The 12,591-nt window shown below is 60.3% G+C and carries 11 protein-coding genes and 1 pseudogene; 5 read left to right on the top strand and 7 right to left on the bottom strand.

Translation table 11 applies throughout. The annotated features are described in order from the left end of the window. Both QO207_RS08595 and QO207_RS08590 read right to left on the bottom strand, forming a co-directional pair. Positions 1-1,722 carry a phage integrase SAM-like domain-containing protein gene (locus tag QO207_RS08595; RefSeq protein WP_301532032.1) on the bottom strand — a complete coding sequence of 574 codons (1,722 nt, stop codon included), beginning with the start codon at positions 1,720-1,722 and terminating at the stop codon, positions 1-3. After that, entirely contained in the window at positions 1,691-2,896 is a 1,206-nt protein-coding gene (locus QO207_RS08590) for a tyrosine-type recombinase/integrase (RefSeq protein WP_301532031.1), read from the bottom strand. The genes QO207_RS08595 and QO207_RS08590 overlap by 32 nt, the downstream gene beginning before the upstream one ends. An 87-nt stretch (positions 2,897-2,983) precedes the next feature. Between QO207_RS08590 and QO207_RS08585 the strand changes: the two are divergent. Continuing rightward, positions 2,984-3,136, top strand: a pseudogene (locus tag QO207_RS08585) (JAB domain-containing protein); the annotation flags it as partial. On the opposite strand, the gene QO207_RS08580 reads toward QO207_RS08585, so the two are convergent. Together QO207_RS08580 and QO207_RS08575 are read right to left on the bottom strand one after the other, a co-directional pair. Beyond that, complete coding sequence (locus QO207_RS08580; protein ID WP_367620473.1) at positions 3,110-3,592, bottom strand: hypothetical protein; 483 nt, start codon at positions 3,590-3,592, stop codon at positions 3,110-3,112. The pseudogene QO207_RS08585 and the gene QO207_RS08580 sit on opposite strands and share 27 nt — an antisense overlap. A gap of 110 nt (positions 3,593-3,702) precedes the next feature. After that, positions 3,703-5,274, bottom strand: coding sequence for an ABC transporter substrate-binding protein (locus tag QO207_RS08575; protein ID WP_301532030.1), 1,572 nt, complete (start codon positions 5,272-5,274; stop codon positions 3,703-3,705). Between the two features lie 365 nt (positions 5,275-5,639). Here QO207_RS08575 and rpmB point away from each other — a divergent pair, with 365 nt between their 5' ends. Then, on the top strand, positions 5,640-5,876 hold the full coding sequence (rpmB, locus tag QO207_RS08570; RefSeq protein ID WP_015479545.1) for a 50S ribosomal protein L28: 237 nt from the start codon (positions 5,640-5,642) through the stop codon (positions 5,874-5,876). A gap of 12 nt (positions 5,877-5,888) precedes the next feature. After that, entirely contained in the window at positions 5,889-6,044 is a 156-nt protein-coding gene (gene rpmG, locus QO207_RS08565; protein ID WP_009614117.1) for a 50S ribosomal protein L33, read from the top strand. 128 nt (positions 6,045-6,172) lie between these two features. On the opposite strand, the gene QO207_RS08560 is transcribed toward rpmG, so the two are convergent. Further along, the gene (locus QO207_RS08560) at positions 6,173-6,535 is read right to left on the bottom strand and encodes a cupin domain-containing protein (protein ID WP_301532029.1); all 363 of its coding nucleotides are present in this window, start codon (positions 6,533-6,535) and stop codon (positions 6,173-6,175) included. A gap of 300 nt (positions 6,536-6,835) precedes the next feature. Between QO207_RS08560 and QO207_RS08555 the strand changes: the two genes are divergently transcribed. Then, on the top strand, positions 6,836-8,329 hold the full coding sequence (locus tag QO207_RS08555) for an aldehyde dehydrogenase (protein WP_301532028.1): 1,494 nt from the start codon (positions 6,836-6,838) through the stop codon (positions 8,327-8,329). A 151-nt stretch (positions 8,330-8,480) separates the two neighbouring features. After that, positions 8,481-9,650 (top strand): MFS transporter, encoded by a 1,170-nt coding sequence (locus QO207_RS08550; RefSeq protein WP_301532027.1) that lies wholly within the window; start codon positions 8,481-8,483, stop codon positions 9,648-9,650. On the opposite strand, the gene QO207_RS08545 is transcribed toward QO207_RS08550, so the two are convergent. Both QO207_RS08545 and QO207_RS08540 read right to left on the bottom strand, forming a co-directional pair. Next, positions 9,647-11,200: a phospholipase D family protein gene (locus tag QO207_RS08545; RefSeq protein ID WP_301532026.1), complete on the bottom strand. Its 1,554-nt coding sequence runs from the start codon at positions 11,198-11,200 to the stop codon at positions 9,647-9,649. The genes QO207_RS08550 and QO207_RS08545 overlap by 4 nt on opposite strands. A 70-nt stretch (positions 11,201-11,270) precedes the next feature. Further along, on the bottom strand, positions 11,271-12,590 hold the full coding sequence (locus QO207_RS08540; RefSeq protein ID WP_301532025.1) for an FAD-binding oxidoreductase: 1,320 nt from the start codon (positions 12,588-12,590) through the stop codon (positions 11,271-11,273). Position 12,591 lies beyond the last annotated feature (1 nt).

Raw genomic sequence — 12,591 nt, 5'->3', positions numbered from 1 at the left:
TCACCTTAGCTCAGGTAGTGGCGGCAAGTCTTTCACTATCTTTTCCGCTTCTGACGTTTGGTGGCTGGAGAAATTTGGGAGTATATCCTCCTCTAGTATTCGCAAGATCGGTGCGTAAAGAATTTGCCAGCGGCTGGGATGTATGTATTCTGCACTTTGGGTCAGGTGCTGTTTTGCTTGTATTAGCCTCGCAATACTCTTCGCGTCATTTGGTATAATTGCGTTTGGGCATATAAAGCAGCCAAGAAAATTACTGCATATTTCACCTTTTTTAGTGCCTGGAGCCGCCCCTTCATATGGGTCTTTGCAGTTGAATCCAAATAATGAAACTGACTTGGTGCTAACTCCATGGGGGGGAAGGGAGGGCGAGACTTGCTTTCCTCTCTTAGGCTTTATGTTTTTTAGGAAGCTTTTCTGAATATCAGAAATTACCTCCCTGTTTCTGATTTTTGTTTCGTCGGAGTTTACATATTTTATAGTTGTGGCAGAGCTTTTGTGGTTTGCCAACTCCTTGGCCCTTTGTAGACTTCCTGTTGACTGGTAGATGCTTGCAAGGACTCCGCCGCGCACCTCTGATAAGCTAAATCGCTCTATACAATGGCGTTTACAGAAATCGTTAAGTATTTGTGAGGCGGTCCGATCAGACAGGTAGCTAATTTCTCTTGGGCCTTTGAAGATAAATAGCATTTCTTTCAGGGGCTCAGGAGACTTGGCTCGTAGGTCGGCGCCCCATGAGAGTAGTTCTTTAACTAATTGAGGTGGTTTGTTGGGGGCCTCGTCCGAGAATATAACCCTTTGGATCGAGCTGGCTCTTCCTTTCCTCCAGATGATTGCGACTCTATTGTCAATTAGCGGAAGCTCTTGCAGACAGGTTGTTTCGAGGCGGGAAATTGAGGCCGGATTGCCAGCTGTTTGCACGAGTATGGATAGATAGTAGGGTAGGAGGGTTTCTGAGCGCGGATAAATTAAAGGCTCTATTTCTTTTAGGCCTCCATTGGACTCTAAGGCTTTAAGATATTCTCTGTCCTTAACTTTCTGGAGTGTCTTTCGTTCTGGGATTATGCCGTTGTACTTTTTAATTGTTTGCGAGATTAGCCACTGAATACTTCCTTGCTGATGATTCTCCGAGATGTTTTTCTTAAATGACTCTCGGCGTCTTCGGATATCGGATATTTCTTTCGTGCAAGCATCGAGAATTTGCTTTAAGTGATCTGCTGAAAGTCTTTTTCTGGCAGGTGTGTCTCTGTTCCTCCATGGAAACGGGTTGTTTGGGAAGTCTATGTCATGTAAAACAAATTGCCTGGTGAGCAGAGCCGTCTTGAGAAGCGACTTCACAGTGGTGTAATAGGCCGCTCTAGATTGCTTTGTCCACTCACGGCCGTCCATTGAAGTTTGTCGATTAAGCCATCTAATGTACCTTCGAAGCATTTCTCCATTAAGGTCCTCAACCCTTCGGACCTTTCCGTCTGTTTCTAAAAACTTCGAGAATACTCTTAAGTTTCTCCAATAAGTGATAGTGGTGTCTTTGGATAGTGCGCTGCAGTGTGTTTTAAATGTTTCCGAAAGGGCAATCTCTATATCTTTTGGAAGGTTGAGAAGGCTAAAGTCTATAGTCGTTTCTCTGATGCGGATAGATTGCGCTCGCTCCTGGCGAGATAGCCGCGATTGGAATTTTTTATCGATACTATCCTTATATATCCTGGATGCTGGAGTTCGCTGCATGATTGCTTTTTCCTAAAAGATCTTCGAGGATAGCCTCTACATCGCATCCATCTGTGTAAATTGCTCGAAGATATCTGTCTGTCGTTTCTATATTGGAATGGCCCATTAATATCTTCACAATCATTAGCGGGTTTATACTTTCGCCAGACTTCGAAAGCGACTCGAGTTTAGATAGTAATGTGCATGCGAAAGTTGCTCTTAGGGTATGTGAGGTGCATCTAAATCCCAAAGAAATACTAGTCTCTCGTATCGCCCTTTGGTAGTTTCCCTTTGAAGCTCTTTTTCCGTGAGAAGTTATGAATAGGGCCTCTGGGTTTGGAGTGTTTCCCCTAGATGCAGTTCTGTTCTGCCATGCCAGTCTATGTGTGGCAATGTAGTTTTCTGTTGCCCTGATCAGTGGGGCTGGCGCAATTATATAGCCGTGTTTCCTGCCCTTCCTGCATATTTCTATTTTTATACTCCGCCTCTGGTTTTTTGCCTGAATGTCCGCTAGGTTTAATTGCAATGCCTCGCTAATGCGCATTCCTGTAAAAAGTTGCCATCTCGCAATCAGATCAAACGGCGGTTGTAGGGCGGCAAGTAGATCTCGCGCTTCGGCTGGGTTTAAAGGGTTTGGGAGATTTTCATATTGTCTAATGATGAATGGCGACTTTAAGTTCGCCTCAAAATTTTGTCGGCGGCTAAAGTTCACACTTTTCATTATGAGTCTTGGGCGCTCTCCTATTGGAGAGCTCCGCAGATGCTTCGTTCTTACCGCCCACTCGTAGAATCTAATAACCCCCCGTACGCGATGGTTTATTGTGGATATGCTGTAGCTGGATTTCGTTTTTTCGCTACGCTGGTTTATCATTCTATTTCTATAGGAGATTAGGTCTGATGCGTCTGCGATTTGCCATTGGATATTATTTTGCTCAAGGGTTTCAAACCAGTCTTGAAGTATTTCGCAGTAAGTTCTTATCGTCTCTTTTGAATGGGCGCGATGTATTAAATGCTCGTGTAAATATAGAACTGCAGGCTCTATGAGTTCGAGGCGTTCTGAGAATAGAAGCGGGAATCCCGTTGGGCGTGGTTCTTTTAACTCCACTGATGAAAGAATTTGAGCAGGGAGGTAGTTTTCAAAGCCATTGCTTTCCGCTATGGACGCTATTTCCGACTTTCGAATAATGAGAACCATCACCCAAGCCCTATATGCGTTGGTTTAGCAAATTTAGCCGCTATCCCAAAGCAGTGCGCTTAGGTGACAAAGCAAATTGTTTCCTAACATCCCTCCGGCATCGCCGAGCCGAGCCAGTCGGACGACCTGCTGACCCGCCGCATCGTCCAGGCGCTGGCGCTGATTGACGTGCGCGTGCTCGATCACTTCATTGTCGGTGACGGCGAGCCGCAATCAATGGCTGAGCTGGGGATGCTCTGAGACGCGGCGCTGGATATCGCGCAGCAGGCGCCGGCGGATCAGCCCGCTGACCGGGCGGATCGCCAGCCAGTAAGGGGTGAACAGCAGGCGGCTGCGACGATCCGGGCAGTGCACACGGGTTTCCGTCTGCACGCGCACTTCTCCCTCGCGCTCGCCCGGTTCGCAGGAAAAATGCAGGATCAGCCGCGCCGTCCCGGATTCGGCGAAGCGCTGGAAGCTCTCGCCGTCGGCGCACGGGCGCAGGCCGAAGTCACTGCGCCAGAAGCGCCCGATCAGGCCGTAAGCAATTTCGCTATCGCCCGTGCGGCCGAGCAGGGTGAATTCGTGCAGGCCGAAACGCGGCCGCTGCGCCAGGGCGTTGCGCAGGCCCAGGCGCAATGCCAGCCGGGCCGGCGCTTCGCGAATCTGCAGGAAGCGCTGCACCAGCGGGTCGTGCTCCGCGGTGAGTTGGCTCACCGCATCCAGCACCTGCGCAGGTGTCGCCCGCATCGCCAGCGAGTGCCGCTCGGCAAACTGGAACTCCGGCAGCAGGTGGTCGAGCAGTTCGCTGCTCGGAGCTGCACCTTTCAGAGCTGCACCTTGGAATAGTCCTGGCGGCCGAACGGGCTGACCGTGTAACCCTTCACGTCCTTGCGGGTCAGCGCCAGGGCGGTCGGGTGCGCCAGCGGCAGCCACAGCGCCTGGTCGTGGATGATCTGCTGGGCCTGGTGGTACAGCTCGCTGCGTTTGGCCTGGTCGGCCACTGCCTTGCCCTGGCTGATCAGGCCGTCGAGCTTCGCGTCGCAGTAGCGTGCGAAGTTCAGCCCGGACTTGACGCTGGCGCAGGAGAATTGCGGCGTGAGGAAGTTGTCCGGGTCGCCGTTGTCACCGGCCCAACCCATGAACAGCAGGTCATGCTCGCCGGCCTTGGCGCGGCGGATCAGCTCGCCCCATTCGATCACCTGGATCTGCGCGTCGATGCCGATCTTCTTCAGGTCGGCCTGGAGCATCTGCGCGCCCAGCGCCGGGTTGGGGTTGAGCAGGCTGCCGGAGGGACGGGTCCAGATGGTGGTCTTGAAGCCCTGCTTGCGGCCGGTCTCGCCGATCAGCTTCTGCGCTTGCTGCAGGTCGTAGGCGTAGCCCGGAATGTCCTTGGCATAGCTCCAGGTATTGGGCGGGTAGACGCCGTCGGCGGCAGTCGCGGTGCCATTGAAGACGGCCTTGAGGTAGCTGGCCTTGTCGAATGCGAGGTTGATCGCCTGGCGGATCTTCGGGTCGTCCAGCGGCGGATGCTGGCTGTTGATGCCGACGAAGGCGGTCATGAAGGCCGGGGTCTGTTCGACCTTGAGGTCGGCGTTCTTGGTCGCTTCCTCGACGTCCAGCGGCTTGGGCGACAGGGCAATCTGGCACTCGTTGCGCTTGAGCTTCTGCAGGCGCACGGCGGCGTCGGGGGTGATGGCGAAGATCAGGTTATCCACAGCCGGCTTGCCGCCGAAGTACTCGGCGTTGGCGCTGTAGCGCACCACGGCGTCCTTCTGGAAGCGCTTGAAGACGAAGGGGCCGGTGCCGATGGGCTGGGCGTTGAGCTTCTCCGGGGTGCCGGCCTTCATCAGCTGGTCGGCATACTCGGCGGAGTAGATGGAGGCGAAGCCCATGCTGAGCATCGACAGGAAGGTTGCGTCGGGGTGATTGAGGGTGAAGCGCACGTGCTGCGCATCGACCTTCTCCACCGCCTTGACCAGGCTCGGCAACTGCATCGACTGGGCATGCGGGAAGCCGCTCTGCGCCACCTTGTGCCAGGGCTGCGCCGCGTCGAGCATGCGCTGGAAGCTGAACACCACGTCGTCGGCGCTCAGGGCGCGGCTCGGCTTGAAGTAGTCGGTGTGGTGGAAGGCCACGCCGTCGCGCAGCTGGAAGTCGTAGGTCAGGCCGTCGTCGGAGACCTTCCAGCTCTCAGCCAGGCTCGGCACCACTTCGCCGCGGGCGGCGTCGAAGTCCACCAGGCGGTTCATCAGCACATCGGCTGAGGCGTTGGTGGTGGTCAGCGAGTTGTACTGGACCACGTCGAAGCCTTCGGGGCTGGCTTCGGTGCACACGCTCAGCGAGGCGGCGCTGGCAAAAGCCGGGGTGAGCAGGAGGGCGAGAAGGGCAAGACGCATGACGGACTCCGTGTAAGCTGGCAAGATGCCCATCCGCGAGGCTGGGCGGGTCATGCAAGGCTGTTGGCAGCCTCGAAGGAGCTACCCTAGACCAAGCCGCCGCCCGTCACAACGATGGCAAGCGACGAACGGCAGCGGTGCCGCGGCCCGCGGGGGCTGGGCCTGGCCTTTTCGAGTCATGCTTTCCCTTGCAGCTGCAAGTGTCTTTCTGATATAAAGCTGCGCTCTTTTCTGGGGCCCTGCTCTGATCCTGCGACTCGATCGCGGCGAAGCGGCAGTTAAGACCCCGGTGAAACTGAGAATCCTATTGAGTTAAGCAGCCAACCCATGCCGGGTTTGGCATGTGGTTTACAGAGGGCTGAGCCATGTCGAGAGTTTGCCAAGTGACCGGTAAGGGTCCGGTTACCGGGAACAACATTTCCCACGCACACAACAAAACCCGTCGCCGTTTCCTGCCGAACCTGCAGCACCACCGTTTCTGGGTAGAATCCGAGAAGCGTTTCGTGCGTCTGCGCGTTTCCGCTAAAGGCATGCGTATCATCGACAAGCGTGGTATCGAGGCCGTTCTGAACGACCTGCGCACCCGCGGCGAAAAATTCTAAGGAGCTGCAGTCATGCGTGAACTGATCCGTTTGGTGTCCAGCGCCGGTACCGGCCACTTCTACACCACCGACAAGAACAAGCGCACCAAGCCTGAGAAAATCGAGATCAAGAAATTCGATCCGGTTGTTCGCAAGCACGTGATCTACAAGGAAGCCAAGATCAAGTAATTGATCTTCGCCCTTGTGAAGAAACCCGCCCCTCGTGGCGGGTTTTTTCTTGCCCGAGATTTGCCCCTTGCAAGGATCGCGGACGAAAAAAAGCCCGCCGATTGGCGGGCTTTTTCGTGTTCGGGTGCTCAGGCCTTCTGTTCGAAGATCACGTAGACCTTGCGGCAGGGCTCCAGCACTTCCCAGGTGCCGCTGAAGCCGGCCGGGATGACGAAGCGGTCGCCGACGCGCACGGTCTTGGCGCCGCCGTTGGCATCACGGATCACCGACACGCCCTGGAGGATCTCGCAGTATTCGTGCTCGGTGTAGCTGACGTTCCACTGGCCCGGCTCGCCTTCCCAGATGCCCACGTTGAACTGGCCGCAGTCGCTGGCGTAGTGGTTGCGCACGTTCTGCGCCGGGTCACCCTTGATGATGCGGTCCGGGGCGGGGCGGTAGTGTTCCGGGGCGGTGGTGGCCTGGGCGAAATCGACGATCTGCTCGACGTTCATGGCGGTCTCGGTTCTTTAGAGTTGTTGGCGAGAGTGCGTGCGGGCACGCGCAGCGCTGTTGGATATTTACTCCGAAGCGGCTGTCGGAAAACCATCAGCCGACGAATCAGGGCAGTCTATGTTTAATAAAACGAACGTGACAAGGCCATTTGGCCGCTTAGTGTAAAAAATATTGAAAATTGGCAGCCTCCGGTTTAGGGTTGCCAACAGCATGCGTTTGCTCCGCCTTGCGGAATTTTTGACAGTGCGCCCGCCGGGCGCCTGCATCTGATAAGCACATTAATAAGAGGACACGTTGTCATGGGTACCCTCACTCGCGCCGATTGGGAAGCTCGCGCCAAGGATCTGAAGATCGAAGGCCGCGCCTTCGTCAACGGTGAATACGTCGACGCCGCATCCGGCGCCACCTTCGATTGCCTCAGCCCTGTGGATGGCCGCTTCCTGGCCAAGGTCGCCAGCTGCGACCTGGCCGATGCCGAGCGTGCCGTGCAGGTTGCCCGTGCCACCTTCGATTCCGGCGTGTGGTCGCGCATGGCTCCGGCCAAGCGCAAGAAGGTCATGATCCGCTTCTCCGAGCTGCTGCTGGAGAACGCCGAGGAACTGGCCCTGCTGGAAACCCTCGACATGGGCAAACCGATCAGCGACTCGCTGAACGTGGACGTCTACGGTGCGGCTAACAGCCTGCGCTGGAGCGCCGAGGCCATCGACAAGATCTACGACGAAGTGGCTGCCACCCCGCACAACGAGCTGGGTCTGGTGACCCGCGAGGCGGTCGGTGTAGTTGCCGCCATCGTGCCGTGGAACTTCCCCCTGCTGATGTCCTGCTGGAAACTCGGCCCGGCGCTGACCACCGGTAACTCGGTGATCCTCAAGCCCTCCGAGAAGTCCCCGCTGACCGGTATTCGCGTCGCTCAGCTGGCCATCGAGGCCGGCATTCCGAAAGGTGTGTTCAACGTCCTGCCGGGCTTCGGCCACACCGTGGGCAAGGCCCTGGCGCTGCACATGGACGTCGACACCCTGGTGTTCACCGGTTCGACCAAGATCGCCAAGCAACTGATGATCTACGCGGGCGAATCGAACATGAAGCGCGTCTGGCTGGAAGCCGGCGGCAAGAGCCCGAACATCGTCTTCGCTGACGCCCCGGACCTGAAAGCCGCTGCCGAAGCCGCTGCCAGCGCCATCGCCTTCAACCAGGGCGAAGTCTGCACCGCCGGCTCGCGCCTGCTGGTGGAGAAATCGATCAAGGCCGAGTTCGTGCCGATGGTCGTCGAAGCCATCAAGGGCTGGAAGCCGGGCAACCCGCTGGACCCGGAAACCAACGTCGGTGCGCTGGTCGACACCACCCAGATGAACAACGTGCTGAGCTACATCCAGGCTGGCCACGACGACGGCGCCAAGCTGGTAGCCGGCGGCAAGCGCACCCTGGAAGAGACCGGCGGCACCTACGTCGAGCCGACCATCTTCGACGGCGTGACCAACGCCATGCGCATCGCCCGTGAAGAGATCTTCGGCCCGGTGCTGTCGGTCATCGAGTTCACCGATGCCGAAGAAGCCGTGCGCATCGCCAACGACACCCCGTACGGCCTGGCCGCTGCGGTGTGGACCAGCGATCTGTCCAAGGCCCACCTGACCGCCAAGGCGCTGCGCGCCGGCAGCGTGTGGGTGAACCAGTACGACGGCGGCGACATGACCGCTCCGTTCGGTGGCTTCAAGCAGTCCGGCAACGGTCGCGACAAGTCGCTGCACGCGTTCGACAAGTACACCGAGCTGAAGGCTACCTGGATCAAACTCTGATCCGCGCCTGAAGCAGGTCGGCCCCGAGCCTGGGGCCGGCTCTGATACAGAGCCACACCCGCGGCCGGGTTTCCCTCAGGGAAGCCCGGCCGCTGTGCTTTGCGTATCGGGCACCCACGCGCCCGGCGTGCGCTCCGACAGGAGAAAAACAATGCGTTGGGGACCGTATTTCGCTGTCTGTGCTGCCGTGATCAGCATCGGCCTGGCCCTCGGCCTGACCATGCCGCTGGTTTCGCTGCGCCTGGAAGGCTGGGGCTACGGCACCTTTGCCATCGGCGTCATGGCTTCCACGCCGGCAGTCGGCGTGCTGCTCGGCGCAATGATTTCCGGGCGCCTCGCCGCACGCGTCGGCACGCCGCGCCTGATGCGCCTGTGCCTGATCTCCGGGGCCTTCTCGGTCGGCCTGCTGGCGTTGCTGCAGAGTTACCCGATCTGGTTGTTCCTGCGCCTGCTGATCGGCGTGCAGCTGACTGTCGTATTCATCCTCGGTGAGAGCTGGATCAACCAGCTGGCCATCGAGAAATGGCGCGGTCGTCTCGTCGCCCTGTACGGCACCGGCTATGCGCTGAGCCAGCTGTCCGGCCCGGTGCTGCTGACCTTCATCGGTACCGCCGACAACCGCGGCTTCTGGTTCAGCGTCTGCCTGCTGGTGGGCGGCTCGCTGTTGCTACTGGGCCGCACCGGCGCGCCCAAGGTCGACCCGCACAGCGCCAACGGCCGTGGGCTGTTCGACTTCTGCGGCCAACTGCCGGCGATTGCCTGGGCGGTGGTGCTGTTCGCCGGTTTCGAGGCGATGATCCTCACTTTGCTGCCGGTCTACGGCATCCAGCAGGGCTTCACCCAGTCAGTGGCGCTGGCGATGGTCAGCACCGTGGTGGTCGGTGATGCCTTGCTGCAGCTGCCCATCGGCTGGCTGGCCGATCGTATTTCACGGCAGAAGCTGTTCAAGGGCTGCGGCATCGTCCTCTGCGCGAGCAGCCTGGCCATGCCGCTGCTGCTGCACCACATCGCCATCTGGCCGGTGCTGGTGCTGTTCGGCGCCAGTGCGGGCGGGCTGTTCACCCTGTCGTTGATCCTCATCGGCGAGCGTTACCGCGACGATGCACTGGTCCGCGCCAACTCGCACATCGCCCAGCTCTGGGGGATCGGCTGTCTGATCGGGCCGTTGACCACCGGCGCGGTCAGTCAGTGGGTCAGCGGCCACGCACTGCCGTTGGTGATGGCCCTGGGCGCGTTCGGCTTCGTCATCCTGGTGAGCCTGCGCGGGCTGCCGCCGGTGATGCGGACCACGGATGCGCAGCTGCAGCAGGAGCGCTCCTAGAGCATCTTCTCCAGGCCGATGGCGCCGGCAACCCAGGCGTTGAGCCGGCGCCAGACGCTGCCCGGCTCGCGCTCCAGCGCCACCAGTTTGCCGTTGCGCTCCTCGATCCAGACCAGCTTCGGCGGAGTGCTGTCGGGCGCAATCTTCACCTGGTAGCTGACGCTGGGCGACATACTGGCCAGCGCCAGGCGACGCACCTGGTCCGCCAGCTCCGGGCTGTCGACGATGATGCCGACCTCGGTGTTCCACAACACCGAGCGCGGGTCGAAGTTCAGCGAGCCGACGAACACCTGCCGCTGGTCGAATACCGCCGCCTTGCTGTGCAGGCTGGCGCTGCTCGATCCGCGCACCATCCACGGTGCTCCGGACAGGCGCTGGTCCGGGTCGGCGCGCAGCTCGTAGAGCTTCACCCCGTGTTCCAGCAACTCCAGGCGATAGGGCGCATAGCCAGCGTGTACCGCCGGGACGTCGGTGGCTTCCAGCGAGTTGGTCAGCAGGCGCACGCTGACGCCGCGGTCGGCGCGCTGGGTCAGGTAATCGGCGCCGGTGCTGGTCGGCACGAAGTAGGCCGAGACCAGGATCAGTTCCTTCGATACGCCATCGAACAGCGGCTGCAGCTGGGTGCTGAGCAACTGCTCGCCCTTCGGGTCGCCCTGGTCGAGGACTTTCAGCGGCGTATCCCAGATCGCCTTGCCGGGCGCCCAGACCAGGTCATCCAGCCAGTTCTGCAGGTGCGGGCGGTCGCTGTTGCGGTTCAGTCGGGCGATGTAGCTGGAGCTCTTCACCCGCTCCTTGGCCAGGTAACGGTCCAGCTTGTGGCGCACGCTCTGTAGTTCGTCGAGGTCCGGTTCGCTCCACAGATAGTCCTCGATGGGCCGGCTGATGCGGCTGTTCCAGTACTGGTCGAAGCTCTGCCCCAACGACTGCGCCACCGGCCCGACGCCCAGCAGGTCGAGGTCACTGAAATTCATCTCGGCCTTGGCGTCGAAGTACTCGTCGCCCAGGTTGCGCCCACCGACGATGGCCAGGCTGTTGTCCGCCAGCAGCAGCTTGTTGTGCATGCGCCGGTGCTGTTCGGAGAGGTTGAACAGCCGCCCCAGGTTACGCGTGACGCCGGTGCTGCGGCCCAGGTGCAGCGGGTTGAACAGGCGCACCTGGATATTCGGGTGGGCGGCCAGGGTGCCCAGCTCGTAGTCCCAGCCATCGCTGCTGGTGTCGTCGATCAGCATGCGCACGCGCACGCCGCGGTCGGCGGCCTTGATCAGCTCGCGGATCAGCGCGCGGGTAGTGAGGCCGTCGTGGACGATGTAGTACTGCAGGTCGAGGCTGCGCTGGGCCTTGCGGATCAGCTCGGCGCGGGCGAGGAAGGCGTCGACGCTGGAAGCCAGCAGGTGGAAGCCGGACTGGCCGGGGTGGGCTGCGGCGCGCTGCTCGATGTCGTTGGCCAGCGTGCTGTCCTGTACCGGCAGCACGTGCGACGGCTCCGGTGGCGGCGCACTGGCGCAGCCACCCAGAGTCAGCAGGATCAGCAGCAGGAAACGTGGCAGCAACGGGAGGTTCTCCGGCAAGCGCGCCGGTGGCGGGCTGCCGGAGATTCTAGCCGCTGGTCGACGGATGCGGTCAGCCCGACAGCGCTTCCTTGAACCGGTACCAGGCCATGCCCAGTGCCAGCAGCGGCGAGCGCAACAGCTTGCCACCGGGGAAGGTGATGTGCGGGACCTTGGCGAACAGCTCGAAGCCGCTGCCCTGCTGCCCGGCGATGGCCTCGGCGAGCAGCTTGCCGGCCAGGTGGGTGGCGTTCACCCCGTGGCCGGCGTAGGCCTGGGCGAAGTACACGTTGGGCTGGTCGGGCAGGCGGCCGATCTGTGGCAGGCGGTTGGCGCCGATGCCGATCATGCCGCCCCACTGGTAGTCGATGCGCACATTGGCCAGGTGCGGGAACACATTGAGCATCTTTGGCCGCATGTAGGCGGCGATGTCCGCCGGGTCGCGCCCGGAATAGTGGCAGGCGCCGCCGAACAGCAGGCGGTTGTCCGCCGAAAGCCGGTAGTAGTCCAGCGCCACGCGCTGGTCGCACACCGCCATGTTCTGCGGCAGCAGGGCGTGGGCCTGTTCGGCGGACAGTGGCTCGGTGGCGATCACGTAGCTGCCGGCTGGCAGTACCTTGCCGTCGAGATAGTTGTTCAGGCCGTTCTGGTAGGCGTTGCAGGCGATGACCAGGGACTTGGCGCGCACGCTGCCCCTGGCGGTGCGTACGCGCACCTCGCTGCCATAGTCGATGGCGGTGACGGCGGAGTCCTCGAACAGCCGCACGCCGAGGCTCTGCGCCGCGGCGGCTTCGCCGAGGGCGAGGTTGAGCGGGTGCAGATGGCCCGAGCCCATGTCCACCATGCCGCCGACATAGAAGTCCGAGCCGACGATGCTGTGCATGTCCTCTTTCGCCACCATGCGCAGCTCGTGGCGGTAGCCGAGGCTTTTCAGTTCGTCGAAGTCTTCCTGGAAACCGGCGACGTCGGAGGCCTTGTTGGCCAGGTCGCAGTAGCCCCAGGTCAGGTCGCAGTCGATGGCGTATTTTTCGACGCGCTGGCGGACGATCTCCACCGCTTCCAGGCCCATCAGCTTCATGGCGTGGACGCCGTCGGCGCCGACTACCGGCTCGAACTGCTCCAGGCCGTGGCCAACGCCGCGGATCAGCTGGCCGCCGTTACGCCCGCTGGCGCCCCAGCCGATCTTGTGGGCTTCCAGCAGGATCACCGAGAAGCCGCGTTCGGCCAGTTCTATCGCTGTATTCAGGCCGGAGAAACCACCGCCGATGATGCACACGTCAGCCTGCTCGTCGCCGGCCAGGGACGGTACTTCGAGGCGGCGATTGGCGCTGGCGGCATAGTAGGAAGGGGCGTGCTGGTCGGTGTGCACCGGCTGGTGAACGCGGGCGTTCATG

It is taken from the genome of Pseudomonas sp. CAN1 (assembly GCF_030462585.1).
In the GTDB taxonomy this organism is placed as follows: Bacteria; Pseudomonadota; Gammaproteobacteria; order Pseudomonadales; family Pseudomonadaceae; genus Pseudomonas.
The sequence above is the reverse complement of the archived record's forward strand: the minus strand, read 5'-3'. Positions and strand labels throughout refer to the sequence as shown.

What these genes read in the sequence shown, in the direction of transcription:
- QO207_RS08595 (WP_301532032.1), bottom strand. Translation starts at nt 1,722, where the DNA reads ATGCAGCGAACTCCAGCATCCAGGATATATAAGGATAGTATCGATAAA.
- QO207_RS08590 (WP_301532031.1), bottom strand. Translation starts at nt 2,896, where the DNA reads ATGGTTCTCATTATTCGAAAGTCGGAAATAGCGTCCATAGCGGAAAGC.
- QO207_RS08575 (WP_301532030.1), bottom strand. Translation starts at nt 5,274, where the DNA reads ATGCGTCTTGCCCTTCTCGCCCTCCTGCTCACCCCGGCTTTTGCCAGC.
- rpmB (WP_015479545.1), top strand. Translation starts at nt 5,640, where the DNA reads ATGTCGAGAGTTTGCCAAGTGACCGGTAAGGGTCCGGTTACCGGGAAC.
- rpmG (WP_009614117.1), top strand. Translation starts at nt 5,889, where the DNA reads ATGCGTGAACTGATCCGTTTGGTGTCCAGCGCCGGTACCGGCCACTTC.
- QO207_RS08560 (WP_301532029.1), bottom strand. Translation starts at nt 6,535, where the DNA reads ATGAACGTCGAGCAGATCGTCGATTTCGCCCAGGCCACCACCGCCCCG.
- QO207_RS08555 (WP_301532028.1), top strand. Translation starts at nt 6,836, where the DNA reads ATGGGTACCCTCACTCGCGCCGATTGGGAAGCTCGCGCCAAGGATCTG.
- QO207_RS08550 (WP_301532027.1), top strand. Translation starts at nt 8,481, where the DNA reads ATGCGTTGGGGACCGTATTTCGCTGTCTGTGCTGCCGTGATCAGCATC.
- QO207_RS08540 (WP_301532025.1), bottom strand. Translation starts at nt 12,590, where the DNA reads ATGAACGCCCGCGTTCACCAGCCGGTGCACACCGACCAGCACGCCCCT.